The following is a 19,484-nucleotide window of genomic DNA, read 5'->3' on the forward strand; positions in this document are numbered from 1 at the left end:
AGCAATATCTGGTAAATCATTAGGAAACAACAAGTTCAAGCTCCCTTTTTTCTTTCTTCTTTGCAAGATAACTGAACACAACAGGTACAAAAAGTAATGTCGTAACAGTTGCCAGCAGCAAACCGCCAATTACAGCACGTCCTAGCGGTGCGTTTTGCTCCCCTCCTTCACCTAAGCCTAACGACATAGGTAACATACCTATAATCATGGCTAAGGCTGTCATCAGAATTGGGCGCAAGCGCGTACGACCAGCTTCCAAAGCAGCTTCGAAAGGAGAAAGGTTGGTTTCCTGTAAGGTGTCTGAAGCAAAATTCACCATCAGGATACTGTTTGCAGTCGCAACACCCACGCTCATGATAGTTCCCATTAAAGATGGGATACTGAATGGTGTTTGGGTCAGAAACAGCATCCAGATCATGCCGCACATAGCTCCTGGCAGGGCTGTAATAATAATAAAAGGCAGCCGGAAAGACTGAAAGTTTACTACCATCAGCAGGTACACCAGTAAAGCGGCAAACACAAGACCGATGCCCAGGCGGGTAAATGCACTCTTCATGCTCTCTACCTGGCCATTTACAACTATTTTATTACCTGGCTTAAGCTGCTCATTATACTTTGCGACAATATTATCTATTTCGCCTGATACAGACCCCAGATCGGTTTTCTCAACGGAAGCATAAACATCATAGACCAATTCTGTATTATATCGATTAATGATAACTGGAGCAGCTTTTCGTTTAATGCTGGTTACGTTTGAGAGCAATTGCGGAGTAATTTCACCTTTATTTAAAACCAAAGGTGTTTGCAGCACCTGATCCAGGGAAGCCAATTTATTAGGAGGTGTTTGCACCGCAATCAAGTAAGGATATCCGGTCTTAGGGTCGGACCAGTAATTGGGCTGCACCTGTGCTGAGCCACTTAATGAAATCATCAGGTTGTTAGCTATCTGGCGTTCGCTCATGCCAAACTGGATGGCACGCTCCCTATCTACTTCTAAGAAAAGCTCCGGCGCATCTAGTACCTGATGCAGCCGTGCATCTACAATGCCAGGTACTAAGGACAAGTCTTTCTGAATTGCCCTGGCTACTTTTACGTTGTTCTCTCTGTCATTACCGATAACCTGCACATCAATGCTAGCTGTAAGTCCAAAATTGAGAATTTGAGTTACAATGTCAGAAGCCTGATAGAAGAACGTAACTTCGGGTAATCTTTCATGAAGAATGTCGCGCAGCTTGCGGGTATATTCTAAGGTTGGTTTAGACCTTACTTCGGATAAAGCAACCAGTAACTCAGCATCTGAAGAACCTAAGGTAGCATTATCTATAAAAGTAAAGTTATATGCTTCTGCCGTAAGCCCGATGTTACTGATAATAGACTCCACTTCCTCTTCAGGAATTGTTTCCCGAATGATTCCTTCTACCTGCGCAGCTATTTTTTCTGTTTCTTCCAGTCGTAATCCAGCCGGAGCTCTCATGTGCAGCCGAAACTGGCCAGCATCAACCGTCGGAAAAAAGTCTCTTCCTGTAAAAGGTACAAGGCAAGCTGTAAAAGCAACTACTACCACAAAAATAACCAGTACTTTTTTTCTGTGAGTTAGTGTCCAGCGAAGCGTTGACATATAACCCGTCTGTAGCCTTTCAAAAGCTTTGTTAAAAGAGGTATGTAACTTATAAAACCTACCTTGGGAGGAGTATGCATGGTCTTCAGAGGCAAGTAGCAGATCAGCTAGTGTGGGCACCAGCGTTCTGGAAAGTAAATAAGAAGCCAGCATGGCGAAAACAATTGCCATAGCCATTGGTCCGAAAAGATAATATGCCGGCCCCTCTAAAAACAGAACGGAGATAAAAACAATACATATGGTAAGTGTCGCTACCAGCGTCGGTGTGGCAATTTGCTGGGCTCCTTCAACAATCGCTTTCCGTAAGGGCAGGCCCAACTCCTGGTTACGGTGGATGTTTTCAATAGTCACTGTAGCATCATCCACTAATATGCCTATTGCCAGAGCCAGTCCACTTAATGTCATAATGTTCAGCGTTTCGCCCAACAGGTACATTATAATAAGAGAAGCAAGAATGGATAGCGGAATAGAAATGGCGACTATTAAGGTGCTTCGCCAGCTTCCCAGGAAAAGCAGAATCATAGCGGCAGTTAACATGGCAGCTATAATTCCTTCTACCACTACACCATGTATGGAGGCTTTAACAAATACTGACTGGTCTGACAGCTCTACAATCTTAAGGCTCTTAGGAGCAGCTGCCCGTACTTCAGGTAAAATTTTATTCCTGATTTCGTCTACAACAGCCGTGGTAGAGGCATTACCAGACTTTGTAATGCTTATTAAAGTACCTTTTACTCCCCCCTCCTTTATAATATTCGCCTGAATGTCAGACCCATCATGTACGTAGGCCACATCACGCATATGAATGGTAACTCCATTTACCTGTTTGATAGGAATATCGTTAAGTGCAGAAAGAATTTCCGGCCTGGAATTCAGTCTGACAGAGTACTCTCTTTCACCAAGCCTTGCTGACCCACCAGGCAATGTTAAATTCTGAACAGATACAGCGTTTACTATTTCCTCCGGAGTTACTCCCCGGGCCATCATTAAGTCTGGGGCTAAGTCTACCTGTATTTGGCGGCTTTTCCCTCCGAAAGGAACCGACATACGAGTACCGCGCACTGTTTTAAGCTTGGGTCGAATGCGCGTGCGAACATAATCATAAACCTGTGCTTCTGATAAGCTATCGGAAGAAAAACCTAGCTGTAGAATAGGAACATCGGTGGCATTGTAGCGGAGAATGAGTGGCGGCTGCGTTCCGTTCGGCATCCTTCGGATAATTGATTGTGCACTGGCTGCAGCCTGGGTAACTGCTTCTTCTATTTTAACATCAGGTTGGAAAAATATTTTGACTACGGCAACGCCACTATGTGTCTGCGATTCTATTTTACTGACATTACTCACGTTGCTGGAGATCGTGCTTTCGCTCCAGTTCGTAATCATCTTATCCATTTCATCAGTAGAGAGTCCTTTATAAGACCAGATTACATTAACAACAGGAATATTAATGTTCGGGAAGATGTCTGTAGGTGTCCGGAGAATGGAGAGCACACCCATTATCAGGATCAGTAAAGCCATAACGGCTATGGTATACGGCCGGGTTAAGGCAAGGCGTACAATCCACATAAGCTTGTTGTAAAAGTATATTAATAGGCAATGGTTCTAATTACTAACAGCTTTAATCGTCTTAAGAATATAGGCAATCAGATTCAAAAGCTGATTCTACAGGAGATCCAGCGTACTAATGTTAAAACACTGTTTTAAACAATGCCAACTCCTGTCAAAGAAACACAAGCACAACTTAGCGAATAAATACGATAAACAAAATACAAACTTTGTTAAGTTGATAATATCTCAATATATAGCTGTTTTTTTTGGCATGAGAGTAAAGGTGATTATAATTGTACCTGATGTCATTTTAACTAAAAGGCGATATTTAGCTCCTGATTCTGTCTCAGAAAAAATATTTTCAAAATTTCATCAACTAAAACAACAACCCATCCGTATAAACAAATGGCTAAAAGTTGTAAAGTTTTGAAATAAACTTGCAAAGAGAGAGGCTCCTATCTGATAGGAGCCTCTTTTTTTATTTTAGTTTTTTTATTAGACTGGATCAGGGCAGTTAATCCTCTGAAACTTCTGCTTTCATTTTTTCTGCAAGAATAAAATAAGCACCTCGTTGTACTACTGTAGAATTAGCAGGTAAGCTCTCTATGAGAGATACTTCTGTATAACCATTTTCTGTAACCCCTGTTTCGACAGGTAACATTCTGAAAGTTGTGCTACCTGCTTTTAAGAAGATATGGGGTTTGCTCTGGTACAGTACCACGGCCTCTTCCGGCAGCGATGGTACTGCATGTTTACCAGTAAGAATGTTAGCATTGATGAACATACCTGGCAGGAGCCCTTTATGTGTGTTGTTTTTAATTTCGGCATGAACCGGAACTACCCTTGACTCGCCTTCAAAAGATTTACCAACAGCAAACACTTCAGCTTCTATTTCATCAGAGGCAACATTTGGGAGTGTAAATATAACTTTCTGCCCTTTTTCTAATTTATGGAAATCTTTCTCGAATACATTCAAGTCCAAGTGTAGGTGATGATCATCAACTAATTGCAGTATAGGCTTATTTGGTTCTGCAAAGGTACCGATATTAGCTTCTATTTCCTGCACATAACCGCTTATAGGCGCTATGAGATTGATGGTAGACGTTATGTTTCCAGCCTCTACTCGTTTAGGTGATATACCAAATGTTTGAAGCTGGGTAGCCAGTGCTTTAAGTTTAGCCTGTTGTACCTGAAGGTCTGTATGTGCCTGCTCAAACTTTTTTCTTGCCCCAACCTGTTCATCTGACAACGTTTTCTGCCGCTCAAAATCCTGTTCTGCAAAAGCCAATTGGTTACGGGTGGTCAGGTAGTCCTGCTGCAGCTTTATCAATTCTGGATTTTCGATAGTCGCCAGCACCTTTCCTTTCTGTACGAAATCACCTTCAACAATTGTAATGGAACGTACCATGCCTCCAATCAGCGGACTTACACTAGCCCTGCCTTGCGGCGGTAAAGAGAGCTGGCCATTTGCCTGTATTCTTGTTGATAGTTCCCGTTCCTGTAGTGGCCCTACCTCTATCTCGCTTACTTCCTGCTGCTCCTGAGAAAACTGAACAAGTTGCGCGTCAAGAGGGGCGTTGGAGGAAGCTGTGTTTCCATTTTCAGTAGTAACATCTGCTTGAGTGCTACTATCAGTTTTGGTGCAGGCTGTTACAGCAAGCATACCTGCTATAGTTATAGATAATATATAGTTGTGCTTTAACATGACTATTCGGCTCCGGATAAAAATTGTAAGTTGATAATACTCTGGTTGTAGTTTAAAAGAGAATTCAGATGTTCAGAACGTAACTGGTAAGCCTGCTCCATCGCCTGTACATAGGCTATATAATCCACCTCTCCTAACCTGAAGCTAAGATCGGCTGCCTTCTCTAGTTGTGCTGCTTGCTGGAGAGCTCCCTGCTCATAATACTGCAACATATCTGCTTCTTTCTGAAACTGCTGCACGGCATTCTGTAATTCAGTCTGAAGTGCCTGTTGCTGCGCCTCTGCCTGACTTCTTGCTGCTTCATTATTAAGCTCTGCTGCCTTAATCCGTGACTTTTGTGCTCCAAACCATAATGGTATTGCAATACCTGCCTCCACTCCTGTAAAACGGTCTGAATAGCCGTAAAGCCTACCAGGCTCACCTACAGGGCTTTCTCCTATAAATGTCTGGTTAAAATATCCAACAGATAAATCAGGCATTAATCTGGCATGTTCCAGTTTTGCTTGATGCGCTGCAATATGTACATCTGTATAGAGCAGATCCTTAATAAGTTGTGAAGCCACAGTTGAATCTGTGGTTAAAGTAAAACTATAGTGAACAGGATCTTCTACGGCAAAAGCAACAGCACCTTCTGGAGCGTGTATGAGCTGTTTAAGCTTATTTTCTGCAATTCTGGTGTCTGCTTTTACTCTGGCTAATTCTGCACGTAATGATAATCTCTTTGTTTCGGCTGTGGCACGCTCCAGAGCACCTGTTTCTCCTGTTTCCTGCCGAAGTACAGCCGCACGCTCAAATCTGCTATATAATGAGTCATGTGCCAGCAACAGCTTTTGCAGAGCATGCAAGTGCTGTAGGGTTTCAAATGCCAGCTTTACATCTCTTGTTAACTGCCTTTGTACTACCTGTTGCCTTAGCTCAGCCCGGTTTGCCTGCGCACCTGCCAGCTTCGCTTGCTGTGCATATACCGTCGGGAAAGCAAATTGCTGAGAAACAGCAATGTATTCATCAGTTTCAACAGTGTTGATTTGCCCCCGGGAGTAACTCAGGTTCGTTTTAGGCAAATCGATAGCAGCGTGTTTTAGCGTTCTCTGTCGTTCTGCCTCAAGTGAGGCAGCTTTTAGACTTTGGTTATGTTCTTGGGCATATTTCAGTGCCTCCTGCAAATTTAACACCTGAGGTTCACCCTGTGCCTGGGCTTTACCTGCAAAACTTATAGTTGTGCTTAAAACCAGCAGTATGAAAGTTTTCACATAAACAGGCTTAAGTTTTTTCTCTTCTCTGGATGTAAAAATAAAATACAGCACAGGCAGCACGACTAGTGTAAGCATAGTAGATGTGACCAAGCCTCCAATGACCACTGTTGCCAGTGGTTTTTGTACTTCGGCCCCGGCGGAAGATGAAAGCGCCATGGGTAGGAAACCTAGCGCAGCGACTGAGGCTGTCATTAACACAGGTCGCAGGCGTATAGTAGTCCCTTTTATGACACGCTCGTATACATCTTCCACGCCCTCGCGCTTTAGCTGATTAAAATAACCAATCAGTACGATCCCGTTTAATACGGCTACACCAAATAAGGCTATAAATCCTACTCCTGCTGAAATACTGAAAGGCATATCCCGTAACCAGAGGGCAAACACTCCTCCTATGGCTGCCAGAGGTATAGCACTGAAAATAAGAAGACTTTGCTTTACAGACTTAAAGGTGAAATATAAAAGCATCAGGATAAGTAGTAGGGCTATTGGTACTGCCACCTGAAGCCTTTCTTTAGCGTTTACCAGGTTCTCAAACTGCCCTCCATATGTGGTATAGTAACCAGCAGGCATGTTCAGTTTATCTGCCAACAGCACTTTAACTTCTGATACAACAGACTCAATATCCCGATCGCGAACGTTGAAACCTACTGTGATTCTGCGACGGCCCTCTTCACGTGAAATTTGCATCGGGCCATCTTCAAAACGGATATCAGCTACCTGTTGTAATGGTATCTGTCCTCCGTTGGGCAGAGACAAGTATAGGTTTTCTAAGTCACTTAAACTAGCACGCCTCTCCTGTTGCAGGCGCACAACCAGGTCGAACTTGCGATCGCCTTCATACACTGCTCCGGCTGCCTGTCCGGCAAAGGCGGTTCTAAGTAAAGTGTTTATGTCAGAAACCTGCAGGCCGTACTGCGCCAAGCGTGAGCGATTATAATCCACTACAATCTGAGGCAGGCCAGTTACTTCTTCTACGAAAATATCCTGCACTCCAGCAACAGGCTTTATAATTTTCTCCGCCTGGTTGGCTAAGTCTGTCAGCTTATCCAGGTCTTCTCCGAATATTTTAATAGCCACATCTTGTCGGGCACCGGTAATCAACTCATTAAAGCGAAGCTGCATCGGCTGTTGAAAGCCATAGTTCACCCCTGGAATAACCCGCAAAGCCGCATCCATTCTAGAAGCTAGTTCTTCTTTCGTGCTGGCGCTGGTCCACTCGTCCTTGTCTTTTAGCAGAATCATGACGTCAGCAGCCTCAATAGGCATAGGGTCAGTCGGAATTTCGGCAGTACCAATTTTACCGATAACCTCATCTACCTCAGGGAAATCGCGCTGAAGAATTTCGCTTACCTTTGTGGTGGTCTTAATTGTTTGCTCCAGCGATGCCCCTGGCACCAAGCGCAGGTCCATGGCAAAATCCCCCTCATCCAGAGATGGAATAAACTCACCGCCCAGGCTACTGAAAACAAACAGGCTGGTTGCCAGCAAGGCCATAGCGATGCCTAATACTACCGCTTTGCTATGGAGGGCAAAGCGTATAACAGGCTGGTACCAATGCATCAGGCGATCCATAATCTTATCTGAAATATTGCGTTTGTGCTTTGTTTTCTTGCTAAGAAGCAGCGTAGATACCATCGGCACGTAAGTCAGAGAAAGTATAAAAGCTCCTAAAATGGCAAAGCTTACAGTCTGTGCCATTGGTTTGAACATTTTCCCTTCTATACCCACCAAAGCTAAGATAGGCAGATACACAATTAGGATAATGATCATACCAAAAGCTGCTGAGTTCATGATTTTGGAGGCAGCACTTTCTACTTCCAGATCCATCTCCCGCTGTGTAAGTTTGCGAAGCGGCGAGTCCATGTTCTTTATCACAATGAAATGAAGCACACTTTCTACAATGATGACGGCACCATCTACAATTAAACCAAAATCTATGGCCCCTAGGCTCATTAGGTTACCAGAGACTCCAAAGAGATTCATTAAGCTGATAGCAAACAACATCGCAAGTGGAATAACTGAAGCTACCACCAGTCCTGCACGAAGATTACCAAGCAGCAGCACAAGTACAAAGATTACAATTAGGCCTCCTTCTATCAGATTTTTAGCCACTGTGTTTACAGCACGTCCTACCAGTTCACTTCTGTCCAGGTAAGCGTCAATAATCAAGCCTTCGGGTAAAGTCTCCTGCACTTCTGCCACACGAGCTTTTACATTATCAATTACTTCTGAAGAGTTTGCCCCTTTGTACATCAGTACAATGCCACCTACTACCTCCCCTTCTGTGTTTCGTGTTAGCGCTCCATACCGTACTGGATGGCCGTATTGTACGGATGCTACGTCACTAACCAGCACTGGTAAGCCCTGGCTATTCTTAACCACAACTTTCTCAATATCCTCCAGACTGTTTACCATGCCCAAGCCACGGATAAAGAAAGCGCTTTGGTTCTTCTCAATATAAGCAGCACCTGTATTTTCGCTGTTCACACTGATGGCATCCAGTATGTCAGGCACTGTAAGGTTCAGGCTGCGGAGCCTGTCCGGGTTAAGCGCAACTTCATATTCTTTCAAATAGCCTCCAAAGCTACTTACATCGGCTACGCCCTTAATGCCCAGCAATTGCCGCCGCACAATCCAGTCCTGAATGGTACGCAATTCCATTGCATCGTACTTCTTAGGGCTATTCGAATCTGCATGTAAGGTGTACTGATAAATCTCGCCCAGACCTGTTGTTACCGGTGCCATTTCGGGTGTGCCAACTCCTGCCGGTATATCTTCAGCAGCTTCGTCAATACGTTCTTTAATCATTTGACGGGCCAGGTAAATATCTACATCGTCTTCAAAAACAACAGTAATTACAGATAGTCCAAACCTGGACACAGATCGTAACTCGACCATGTCGGGCACATTGGCCAGGGCAATTTCGATGGGTGTGGTGATAAAGCGTTCTACCTCCTGCGCCGCCAGCGTAGGAGAAGATGTTACCACCTGTACCTGGTTATTGGTGATATCTGGATTAGCATCAATCGGCAGCTTTGTCAGGTTGTAAATACCTACTGCAACTAACACCACCACCATCAGCCCAATAACCAGTTTATTATGGATAGAAAAACTGATAATCTTCTGAAACATGAATAATAACTTAAAAAGGAATAAATAAACCAGCTTCTCTCTTGGCAAAACCTTATAAAAGGCAATTACCAAGGGAGAAAAGTATTGCTATTGCCTTGAATTCTGTTACCTGTGCTTTATTGCAGAGTAATGGTCTGTAATTTATAAGAATGAACTGCCAGCTTGATCTCGGAGAACAAAGCTTATTAAAAAAACCTTTTACAATGATGGAAACTATTGTTATAACATGGCAAAATATCCTGTATTAATGAGATACAGGTAGAGAATTGAAGGCAATTGTAAACTTAAGCTACTTGTCGGGGAGGGTTCCAGATAGAAGAGGTGAAGTGCTTTTCGTTAGGAACAATAAAGAAAAGCGGATAGGTTTCGGGCTGTTCTATAGGTTTACGAAAGACAATGAGCTCAGGCTCTACGGCAATAGTAAAAATAGCGCAGCAGCCACAACCGCAAAATATTGGGCATGTGTTTTCATGAAAAGGGCTTTGGCCAGTAGACTGTGCCGCATCATATACATTAGGATGATGCTCATGCTTGTCCAATATCTGGTCAGTACAAGGCAAGCAAGACATCCATAGCAAATAAAGGGCAAAATATGTCGCCAGGCTTTTCATTATAGCAAAGATAAAACACCTTTAACTATATCTGGCAAAAGGAATGTAATTCAGAATAATTCTAAAATTAAGCTAATATCCATCTTGATAATCAATATCATACATACTTAATAAAGATTTATCCGAAAAATTAAACATATTTATAGCTTCTCAGGCAACCTCCTCTCTAGCGTTTGCATCTAGAGATTAAAGAGCTGTAGTAAGCTCCTGAACAATTGATGAATAAAGCTGATACATAATTTGATAAACAATTACCTTACGTGACTGAAGCGGAATTGATAGCAGGATGCCAGAATGGCGAAAGTAAAGCGCAGAAGTATCTGTATGAACGCTTTGCCTCTCCTATGTATGGTGTTTGCTTGCGCTACCTCAAAAACCAGATGGATGCGGAGGAAGCGCTGCTAAATGGATTTATGAAGATTTACCAAAACATTAATCGTTTCGAGGCCAAAGGTAGCTTTGAAGGTTGGGTTCGCCGCATCATGGTAAACGAGGCCCTGGCTTTTCTTAGAAAGAAAGAACCTTTGCACATGGCTATAGAAGATAATACTGTGCAGGTAGCCTCTGTGGGGGGAGCCGATCATGACATTGCAGAAGGCGAACTTCTGGAACTGCTCCGGATACTGCCAGCCGGATACAGGGCTGTTTTTAATCTTTATGCCATTGAAGGATATTCTCATAAAGAAATTGCTGACATGCTCAGCATCACAGAAGGGACATCAAAATCGCAGCTAAGCAAAGCTCGCACAATGTTGCAGCGCCGGCTTACAGGGCAAAAGGCGATAATTGTTTAAATAAAAGGATTAAAAAAAGAAATGAAACCAGAAGACATAGATAAACTTTTTAAGGACCGCTTAGATAATACGACTCCTACTCCACCCGCAGATCTTTGGAGCCGCCTGCAGGAACGCATAGAAGCAGAAATGCCTCAGCAGGACCAGCCTGTAATGCTGGTGGAGCCTAAAGATGAGAAACGCAGCTTTATGTGGCTTTATTCTTCTATAGCTGCTGCTATATCATTGGTTTTAACAGTTGGGGTCGTGTTCTACAATGTAAAAACAACACCAGAGGTAGGCAGTACATTAGCTAAGAAAGAGCAGAAACAGGATCTTACAGAAACTCCTGTTGTAAAGCAGCCTGCGCCCAAAGCTATTGCTCAGGTTAATGTTGAAAGAAAATCTGAAAAAAAAGCTGATACCCAGGCAACCGATAATGCCAACGCTGCATCTAAGGTTACAGATGAGGTGCTTAACACCAAGGCAATTGCCGAGACCATTACCAGGAAGCCTGTAATTAAAACAACACCTGTAACTACAACAACAGATAGTCCAATGGTAAGCGAAACAGCTTTAGCTGCAAGCCTGCCAACTGAAGTTCCTGAAGTTGTAACACCAGATGTAAAACCTGTAATGCCTGCCTCTCCTGCCTTTGCGGCTACTACTTCCGACATGAACGCGGAGCCTGTTGAGATCATCATTAAGCGCGCTGTAGCATCTCAAACAACTCAGCCAGCAGTAGAAGAAGAGCCAAGTGGCACTGATAAGAAGACAGGGGTGGCTAAAAACATCTTTAAACAAGTAAAAAACCTTGCCAGCGGTGAACCTGTGGAATTATCAGAGATAGTTCGTGCAGATAAAATTTCACTGCAAACCCAAATTGGGAAACAGAAAATTTCTAAAGTAATCAATCTCTAATTTACTTAAAACCATGAAACGTATATTACTACTCCTTTCAGCCATTATCATGGCTGCCGTTACAGGTGTGTCTGCCAAAGGCGGACCTACCTTAGGCCAACGCTTCGGAGACAACAAAGACACCATTGTTGTTAAAATGGCTAACGGCGCTAAAATGACGCTCTACCTTCAGAACAAAGAACAGTTAAAGGCTTTCCAGAACTATAGCCTGGATTCGCTTATGAGGGTACTAAACAAATATGTTCAGCAGGTAGATAACATGGAAGATACTACAGTAACTTCAGATTCTAAAGAAATGACCGTTATATTCAGTCCTTCTGGAGAATCAGGTAATGACACCTCCGAAAAAGTAACTGTTACAGTTCAGGGAACTAACAATCAGGAGGGCGATGTAAGAACCGAGCACCATGAAATCCGGCTGAACAAGACTTTTAAGATAGATGTGGAAGTTGAGGAAAATGGCAATGATACTAAAGTCAACGTTAATGTGCCTACAAGGGCTGAAAGAGACAGTATTCGCATAGCTAACAAGGAAAAGAATTATAAAGCTACGCACACTGGTTTTGACATGGATCTGGGCCTGAATACTTTTGTTAATACGGATGATAACCTGGTGCCAGATCTTAAGCCTTTAGGTTCTCGCTATGTAAGTCTTAACTGGCGCTTAAACTCACAGGTTGGTGGCCGTAAAAGCCCTTTTCACGTTGTGTCTGGTTTAGAGTTCTCTTTCAATAACTATATGTTTGAGCGTAACTATATCGTGGAAGAAATAGATGGAGTTTCTCAGTTTACAAGAGTAGAAGACGTTGACTTTGAGAAATCAAAACTCACTCACTCTGCTGTAAATATTCCACTGATGGCTGTGCTCCAGTTTAAAAGAGAGAATGGAAAAGATGGCTTTCAAATTGGTGGTGGTGGTTTTGCAGGCTATCGCTTAGGCACCCATACGAAACAAAAGTACAGACAAGACGGAAAAACCGAGAAAGACAAAACCCGTGACAGCTTTAACCTGAATGACTTCCAGTATGGTTTGGAAGGTGTGGTAGGCTATGGAAGCCTGACACTTTTTGCAAAATATAATATGAATGATCTTTTTAAAGATGGCCGTGGCCCAGAGGCTAATGTTGCTAGTTTTGGTTTTCGTTTGTTCTGGTAATATCCAATATAATTTAAGGACACCTGCAATCACATAAGACATTATACAGAGGCTGTCTCAATACCTGAGACAGCCTCTGTTCTTTTTTAAAACATTGTTAAAGTGAAAAAAAGAGAGTTGAAATCACTGTTCGCCTGCAACTGCCGCTTGGAAATTAATTTTCAAAAGCAAGCTCTTCTGAAAGATGGTTCTTTGATGGGCAAAAGATATGTAAAGAAGAAGCAACTTGGCATAAGTTAAGAACCTAAGCAGCGGAAACGAGGTAAAGCTGTCAAAAGGCTGTAGCTGACGATACGTTACCTTTGAAACTAAATCTGAAAAGAACACATATACTTCATCATGAAACAAAAAGTATTACTCATTGCAGCTGCTCTTATGGCTACCACTACTGGTGTGTTTGCGCAAAATAATCTTATAGGTAGCAAGGCCTCAAATCAGGAGTGGATAAAAGTAGAAAGTAGCAGTTTAAACTTAGCAGGCACCGAAACTGTAGTTGCTCTGAATCCATCTGAAGCACGAGGAAGTAGAGCCGCCAATAAAGAGGGTAAAGCTGAAATGGTTGTCAGGCAGCCATTAACTAAGGCAGCTTCATTAAAAAGTTTCAGACACCACGAAGAAGGGTTTTACAGTGGTACTTCACTGTTTAGATTTGGTATTGATATAGGTTTAAACCGTTTCTTAAATACGGATGATGCTGGGTCTGCCCCTGATTTAAAAACATTCGGCTCACGCTATGTCAGTTTAAACTGGTCTCCTAATTTTCAAATAGGTGGTATCACAAGCCCATTCTACCTGATATCCGGTCTGGAGTTTTCCTTCAACAACTATATGTTTGATGACAATGTCGTTGTTCAGGATGTAAACAATGTTACGGAATTCACACAAGTAGAAAGTGTTAACCTGGATAAATCAAAACTCAGCCAGTCAGCAATAAACATACCGTTGATAGCTATGCTGAACTTTAAGCGTGCAGATGGCAGCAATGGGTTTAAGGTTGGTGCCGGTGGTTTTGCCGGTTATCGTTTAGGTAGCCATTCCAAGCTAAAGTATGACGAAAATAGCAGCACCGTAAAGCTTAAAATCAGAGATAACTACAACCTTACGGACTTTCAGTATGGGCTTAAGGGAGTAATTGGCTATGGAGCTATAAACTTTTTTGTGAAATATAATATGAATGAGCTTTTCAGGGATGAAGACCGAGGGCCGGAGGCAAATGTGATCAGCTTTGGCCTTAACTTCTTATCATATTAGATTTATAATCCATCAAAGGAGAGGCTATCTTGTTTTAGGCAGTCTCTCCTTTGTACTCTACCCTCTGCGAAAGTTGTCCATAATTATAGCCGTTGCCGTAGCCACATTTAAGGACTCTGCTTGCCCAAAGGCCGGGATCTTAATCAATGTATTTACTTGTTCCGCTACTTCTTTTCTTATACCATTTGCTTCATTCCCTAATACCACAATACCTTCAGGCTTAAGCTGCATAGCATGAATGTTATTCCCATTAAGGGCCGCTCCATAGACTTTATGGGTAGCTGTTTGCTGTTGCAACCATGGTGGCAGGTCTAGGTAATGTACATTTACCCGCGTAAAAGAACCCATGGTAGCTGAAATTACTTTAGGATTATAAAAATCTGCACAAGTTTCTGAGCAAACCACCGTTGTAATGCCATACCAGTCTGCAATACGAATGATGGTGCCAAGGTTACCCGGGTCCCTGATATCATCCAGAGCAATAATAAGGTCAGTAGGTACAACATGTAGAGGAGGAAGGTGACTCATGCTTGCTACTGCCAGTGCAGCATTATTACTGGCAAATGTACCTGCTTTAACTAGTTCCTGCTCTGTAACCACTTCATAAGAAGAACCTTTACGTAAAGCTGCGGTGTTATCCTTCTGGAACGTCTCTGTTATGAATAAATGCTGTATCTCAAAATTTGAGTGAAGCAATTCAAGTACACTTTTTGCGCCCTCAACAACAAAGGCTTGGTGTTGGTTGCGGTATTTTTTTACTTGCAACGAGTTTATATATTTCTGAACTGCTTTTGATAACATAGCCGATTAACGTTTGAAATCACGATTATACATATCTGCTCTCTTAATTACAATTTTAGCTTTCTCTGCTTGTGTACCAACAAAGTTCCTGGCTGATGATGAAAGGCTGCTGGTAGATATAACGCCGCAGGGGCTGGAAAGAATCGAACCCACTGCTATTGAGGTGCTTTACCAGCAGGAACCTAACCGAAGGATATTTGGCTCAACACCTTACCTGGCTCTCTACAACTTCGGGCAAAAATTTTACAGCCCACAGCAAGTAGAGCGCCGCATTGAGCGGCAACGTACAAAACTTCAGCGAAGAATTAATGATGCCGACGACGATTCTACAGAAATAAGGGAATTGCGCATTAAGTTTGATGAACGTATAAACAGACTGCAGCAAAGGAGGAAAGAAGGAAATTTCCTGATGCGTATCGGGGAGCCTCCTGCTATTTATGATTCTACCCTAATGGAGAGAACGATGGAGCAGATCAGCATTTACTTAAACTCCAATGGCTTCTTTAACCATAACGCCGATTATACAAAGGAAGAAAAGGGTAAACTGGTATACATTACCATAAATATTGATGAAAACATCCCCTATCGTTACTCCAATTTAACATATGGTATTCCTGACTCTGCCATTTTACGTATTGTACAGGCTACCTCAGCCCGCTCCCTTATTAAACCAGGAAAGATTTATAATGAGGATGAACTCACGCAGGAACGTGACAGGCTGTACGAAGTGCTACGCAACAGGGGCTATTATGACTTTGCCCGAGCCTACATCGAGTTTGAAGTAGATACAAGCTATAGTGGAAATACCGCGCAGATAAAAACTATTATCAGAAACCCTGAACAGGACTCGTTGCATAAAGTGTACACTATAAATAAAGTTTACTTTAAGAGCGATAGAGACCGGTTTGGTATTAAGCGCGACACTATTGAATACAATGGCATAAACTACATTGCCTATAACCACATAATATCTAAAAACATACTTGATAAAAAGATTGACATTTATCCCGGGCAACGCTACAGCCAGCTTCGTACCTCTACCACACAGCGTAAACTGGCAGACCTGGACATTTTTCAGTTTAATAATGTTTCCTTCAACAAAGTCGTAGATCCTGCAGATTCGGTTTACCGGCTGGATGCTTTTATCAGTTCGCAGCCGGCTAAGAGGTTCCAGGAAACTGCTGAGCTTGGTTTGAATTACACAGAACGAACTCCTGGTCCTTTTTCGAGTGTTAGATTGCGTGTTCGGAATGTTTTTGGTGGAGCAGAAAACCTTGACATCGGTTTACGTGGTGGGTTTGAGGGGCAGATTGGTTTAACAGATGCAAGCCAGACAGTAATGATGAAAGAGTTTGGAGGGGATGTCTCTCTTTCATTTCCCGTTATTCTTCTGCCTTTCACAAACAGGAGCTTGTTGGCCGAATATAACCCTAAAACACGTTTAATTGCCAGCTATACAAATGTAGACCGGGAAGAGTACAAGCGATCGAATTATGAATTAGGACTTGATTACATCTGGCAGAGGTACCGCCATCCGCTTCAGCCTCCAGTTATGCAGTTCATCTTCTCCCCTGTAAATTTAAACATTGTGCAGACTGATGAAATCTCTGATGAGTTTTTAGAAGAACTGAGATACTACAGCCAGGGTAGCCGTTCGTTGGAAGAGAGCTTTAGAAGCGGTATAATTTCAAATATGGCTTTTAACTTTATCTACAACACAAATGATTATCTTCAATCCAGAAACGCTTATTACTTAAGAACATTAATGGAAGTGGGCGGCTTGACGAATGAGTTAGGGCTTGACTTAAGTTTTGGTAGTTTAAGAACATTTCAATATGCCAAAATTAACCCCGACTTCAGAAGGTACATACCTTTAGGCAGAGGAAGGCTGTTTGCTTTTCGGGTAAATATGGGTGTAGGCACTCCTTTGTTTGGCTCATCAATTCTCCCTTATGACAAGTATTTTTTTGCGGGAGGAGCATCCAGTGTGCGGGCTTGGCAATCCAGGCGACTTGGCCCTGGTTCATATGCTACAGAAACATTAGAGTTTGATGGAGATCAGCTTGTACGCAACAGAGACTTTTCCTTAGAGCAACCAGGTGAAGTTCTATTAGAGGGCAGTGCAGAATATCGCTTTAATATGTTCAGCTTTATAGATGGTGCTTTCTTTGTTGATGCAGGTAATGTGTGGGTGCTACGGGAAGAAAAGGCAAGACCTGGAGCAAACTTTGAATTTAACACATTCTATAAGGAAATTGCTGTAGGTACTGGCTTTGGTATTCGTTTAAACTTATCAGTAGTTGTTCTGCGCTTTGATTTCGCCACTAAAGTATATGACCCGGGAGGAATAAACGGTGATAAGCTTGTTCTGAACCAATTTAACTTCGGTGACTTTTTCTCACGCAACAATCAGAGCAATCTGAACATTGGTATTGGCTATCCTTTTTAAAATTATTAGCGAAAGATACATATTCTGTGTTTTAAGTCATTTTTTACATCATAGTATTTTCTTTCAACAGATCAAATAAAAAGAGCTGCTGACTTATTGTTGAGTCAGCAGCTCTTTTTATTTATGCCTTTGTAATTACTAGTATTTTAATAATTCGTCCATTGCTGCTGCAACTTTGTCTGGGTTTGGCAGCATCATTTTTTCCAGCTTTATATTTAATGGAATTGCTGGCAGGTTTTCAGCCCCAACAGTAAATACCGGAGCATCTAAATGTTGGAAACAAACTTTTGATATACGGCCTGCCAGAGATTCAGCGAAGGAGTTTGCCAGCGGTTCTTCTGTTAACACCAACACTTTCCCGTGTCTGCCTACAGATGAAACTACTGCATCAAAGTCAAGCGGGTTTAGCGTCCGCAAGTCCAGTATTTCAACACTACCTTTAACTTTCTTAGCTGCTTTTTTTGCCCAATAGACCCCCATGCCATAAGTAACAACAGTCATACTGTTGCCTGAACGCACCTGCTTATCGTCTGCCTGCTGTACCACATTTGCTTTACCCAAAGGCAAAACATAATGTTCATCGGGCTCAACAGTCTTGGCATCTTCGGTACCAGGTAGCCTGGACCAGTACAAACCTTTATGTTCCAGCATAATTACGGGGTTAGGGTCCAGAAAAGCGGCTTTCATTAATCCTTTCATATCTGCTGCATTACTAGGATATACCACCTTTATACCTCTTATTGAAAGCAACACAGACTCAATGCTGCCGGAGTGATAAGGGCCACCGCCACCATAAGCACCAATCGGAATGCGTATCAACGACTGAACAGGAAACTTCCCCAGCGTCAGGTAACAGCTTTTTGATAGTTCTTCTACCAGTTGATTAATGCCTGGCCAGATATAATCGGCAAACTGTATTTCCACAATAGCCTTAGCACCCACAGCAGACATACCAGCCGTAGAGCCAATAAGGTAAGCTTCCTGAATAGGAGTATTAAATACGCGATGATCACCATACTTTTTGGCAAGCATGGCCGCCTCACGGAAAACACCTCCCAACTCCCCTCCTACATCCTGTCCATAAAATAAGGCCTCCGGGTATGTGCGCAGAATATCATCTACAGCATGTAAGGCGGCATCCACCATATTGGTTTTCTCAGCACCTTCCGGGGTGCGTTCTCCTTCTTCGTCAGTTACAGGTGTTGGTGCAAACGTATACTGCTTATAAGTGGCTGGGTCCGGGTCAGGGGCAGCCAGAGCTTGTCTGAAATCTTCTGCTACTAATTTAGCAGCCCCGGCCACTATCCTGTTTAGTTCTTCTTCATCAATATCCGCATTTAATAGTTGTTGGCGCAGTATAGGTAAAGGGTCTTTCTCCGTGTGTTTCTTTAAATCCTCTCCACGGTACCACTCACTTCTTACTCCTGATGTATGGTGGTTAAGCAGTGGGCATTTGGCATGAACAAGTATGGGTTTTCTTACTTTGCGGGCATATTCAAAGGCAACTTTCATTCCTTCATATGACTCTACAAAGTCAGCTCCATCAAGGCGCAAACGCTCCATTCCTTTAAAACCGGCAGCATACTCATAGGCATCCATGGCACGCATTTCTTTGCCTGTTGCTGATATGCCCCAGTCATTATCCTGCACCAGGTACACAATTGGCAACTCTTTCAGTACTGCCATCTGGAATGCTTCCGAGACCTCTCCCTCTGTAACAGCGCCATCTCCCATAGAGCATATTACCACGGGCTTGTCAGCACTTTTTAACAGCCCCTGACTTTCCAGGTATGCAATACCATGCGCCATACCTGTGGCAGGGATAGACTGCATACCTGTAGCGGAGCTTTGATGTGGTATTATGGGAAAACCTTCTCTCTTAAGGGATGGATGCCCATAATAAGAACGGCCACCTGAGAAAGGATCGTCTGCCTTAGCTAAGAGCTGGAGCATCAGTTCATAAGGTTGTAAGCCAATGCCTAGCAAAAAAGACTCATCCCGGTAATATGGTGAGGCATAATCGAAAGGTTTAAGCTGGAAAGCTGCTGCTAGCTGGACCGCTTCGTGCCCCCGGGAGGTGCTGTGGACATATTTGCTGCAGATGGTCTTATTCTCTTCATAGGTTTCAGCCATGGCCTTGGCTGTATTCATCAGGCGATAAGCTCTTTTGAGAATTGCCACATCCAGGTTTAATTTTTCCAAAGCGTCGTTCACTTAACGTGAGATAGTTTTATTCAAAATTACTAAATTCTGACCGATAGCTAAA

At 42.8% G+C, this 19,484-nt stretch carries 11 protein-coding genes; 5 read left to right on the forward strand and 6 right to left on the reverse strand.

What is annotated here, in order from left to right:
* Positions 1–19: 19 nt before the first annotated feature.
* From LN995_RS03085 to LN995_RS03100, 4 genes are all read right to left on the reverse strand, one after another.
* Entirely contained in the window at positions 20–3,184 is a 3,165-nt protein-coding gene (locus LN995_RS03085) for an efflux RND transporter permease subunit (RefSeq protein ID WP_229958262.1), read from the reverse strand.
* A gap of 496 nt (positions 3,185–3,680) precedes the next feature.
* Positions 3,681–4,829: an efflux RND transporter periplasmic adaptor subunit gene (locus LN995_RS03090; RefSeq protein WP_229958263.1), complete on the reverse strand. Its 1,149-nt coding sequence runs from the start codon at positions 4,827–4,829 to the stop codon at positions 3,681–3,683.
* Positions 4,830–4,873: 44 nt separating this feature from the next.
* On the reverse strand, positions 4,874–9,256 hold the full coding sequence (locus LN995_RS03095; protein ID WP_229958265.1) for a CusA/CzcA family heavy metal efflux RND transporter: 4,383 nt from the start codon (positions 9,254–9,256) through the stop codon (positions 4,874–4,876).
* 284 nt (positions 9,257–9,540) lie between these two features.
* A complete protein-coding gene (locus LN995_RS03100) occupies positions 9,541–9,867 on the reverse strand; it encodes a hypothetical protein (protein ID WP_229958267.1) in 327 nt (108 codons plus the stop codon).
* A gap of 260 nt (positions 9,868–10,127) precedes the next feature.
* On the opposite strand from LN995_RS03100, the gene LN995_RS03105 reads away from it, so the two are divergent.
* The 4 genes from LN995_RS03105 to LN995_RS03120 all read left to right on the forward strand — a co-directional run bounded on the left by LN995_RS03105 (position 10,128) and on the right by LN995_RS03120 (position 13,968).
* Positions 10,128–10,661: an RNA polymerase sigma factor gene (locus LN995_RS03105; protein WP_229958269.1), complete on the forward strand. Its 534-nt coding sequence runs from the start codon at positions 10,128–10,130 to the stop codon at positions 10,659–10,661.
* A 21-nt stretch (positions 10,662–10,682) separates the two neighbouring features.
* A complete protein-coding gene (locus LN995_RS03110) occupies positions 10,683–11,561 on the forward strand; it encodes a hypothetical protein (protein WP_229958271.1) in 879 nt (292 codons plus the stop codon).
* Positions 11,562–11,574: 13 nt separating this feature from the next.
* Positions 11,575–12,717 carry an outer membrane beta-barrel protein gene (locus LN995_RS03115; protein ID WP_229958272.1) on the forward strand — a complete coding sequence of 381 codons (1,143 nt, stop codon included), beginning with the start codon at positions 11,575–11,577 and terminating at the stop codon, positions 12,715–12,717.
* 339 nt (positions 12,718–13,056) lie between these two features.
* Complete coding sequence (locus LN995_RS03120; RefSeq protein ID WP_229958273.1) at positions 13,057–13,968, forward strand: outer membrane beta-barrel protein; 912 nt, start codon at positions 13,057–13,059, stop codon at positions 13,966–13,968.
* Positions 13,969–14,025: 57 nt separating this feature from the next.
* On the opposite strand, the gene LN995_RS03125 is transcribed toward LN995_RS03120, so the two are convergent.
* Positions 14,026–14,769 carry a TrmH family RNA methyltransferase gene (locus LN995_RS03125; RefSeq protein WP_229958274.1) on the reverse strand — a complete coding sequence of 248 codons (744 nt, stop codon included), beginning with the start codon at positions 14,767–14,769 and terminating at the stop codon, positions 14,026–14,028.
* Between the two features lie 13 nt (positions 14,770–14,782).
* Here LN995_RS03125 and tamL point away from each other — a divergent pair, with 13 nt between their 5' ends.
* Positions 14,783–17,218, forward strand: coding sequence for a translocation and assembly module lipoprotein TamL (gene tamL, locus LN995_RS03130; RefSeq protein ID WP_229958275.1), 2,436 nt, complete (start codon positions 14,783–14,785; stop codon positions 17,216–17,218).
* A gap of 138 nt (positions 17,219–17,356) precedes the next feature.
* Here tamL and LN995_RS03135 read toward each other — a convergent pair whose 3' ends face one another.
* Entirely contained in the window at positions 17,357–19,432 is a 2,076-nt protein-coding gene (locus tag LN995_RS03135) for an alpha-ketoacid dehydrogenase subunit alpha/beta (protein ID WP_229958276.1), read from the reverse strand.
* Between the last annotated feature and the right edge of the window lie 52 nt (positions 19,433–19,484).

Source organism: Pontibacter silvestris (genome assembly GCF_020907275.1).
GTDB lineage: Bacteria > Bacteroidota > Bacteroidia > Cytophagales > Hymenobacteraceae > Pontibacter > Pontibacter silvestris.

Excerpts from the sequence above, each read along its gene's own strand:
- LN995_RS03100 (WP_229958267.1), bottom strand. The coding sequence starts at position 9,867 with ATGAAAAGCCTGGCGACATATTTTGCCCTTTATTTGCTATGGATGTCT.
- LN995_RS03115 (WP_229958272.1), top strand. The coding sequence starts at position 11,575 with ATGAAACGTATATTACTACTCCTTTCAGCCATTATCATGGCTGCCGTT.
- LN995_RS03120 (WP_229958273.1), top strand. The coding sequence starts at position 13,057 with ATGAAACAAAAAGTATTACTCATTGCAGCTGCTCTTATGGCTACCACT.
- LN995_RS03090 (WP_229958263.1), bottom strand. The coding sequence starts at position 4,829 with ATGCTTGCTGTAACAGCCTGCACCAAAACTGATAGTAGCACTCAAGCA.
- LN995_RS03095 (WP_229958265.1), bottom strand. The coding sequence starts at position 9,256 with ATGTTTCAGAAGATTATCAGTTTTTCTATCCATAATAAACTGGTTATT.
- LN995_RS03125 (WP_229958274.1), bottom strand. The coding sequence starts at position 14,769 with ATGTTATCAAAAGCAGTTCAGAAATATATAAACTCGTTGCAAGTAAAA.
- LN995_RS03110 (WP_229958271.1), top strand. The coding sequence starts at position 10,683 with ATGAAACCAGAAGACATAGATAAACTTTTTAAGGACCGCTTAGATAAT.
- LN995_RS03085 (WP_229958262.1), bottom strand. The coding sequence starts at position 3,184 with ATGTGGATTGTACGCCTTGCCTTAACCCGGCCGTATACCATAGCCGTT.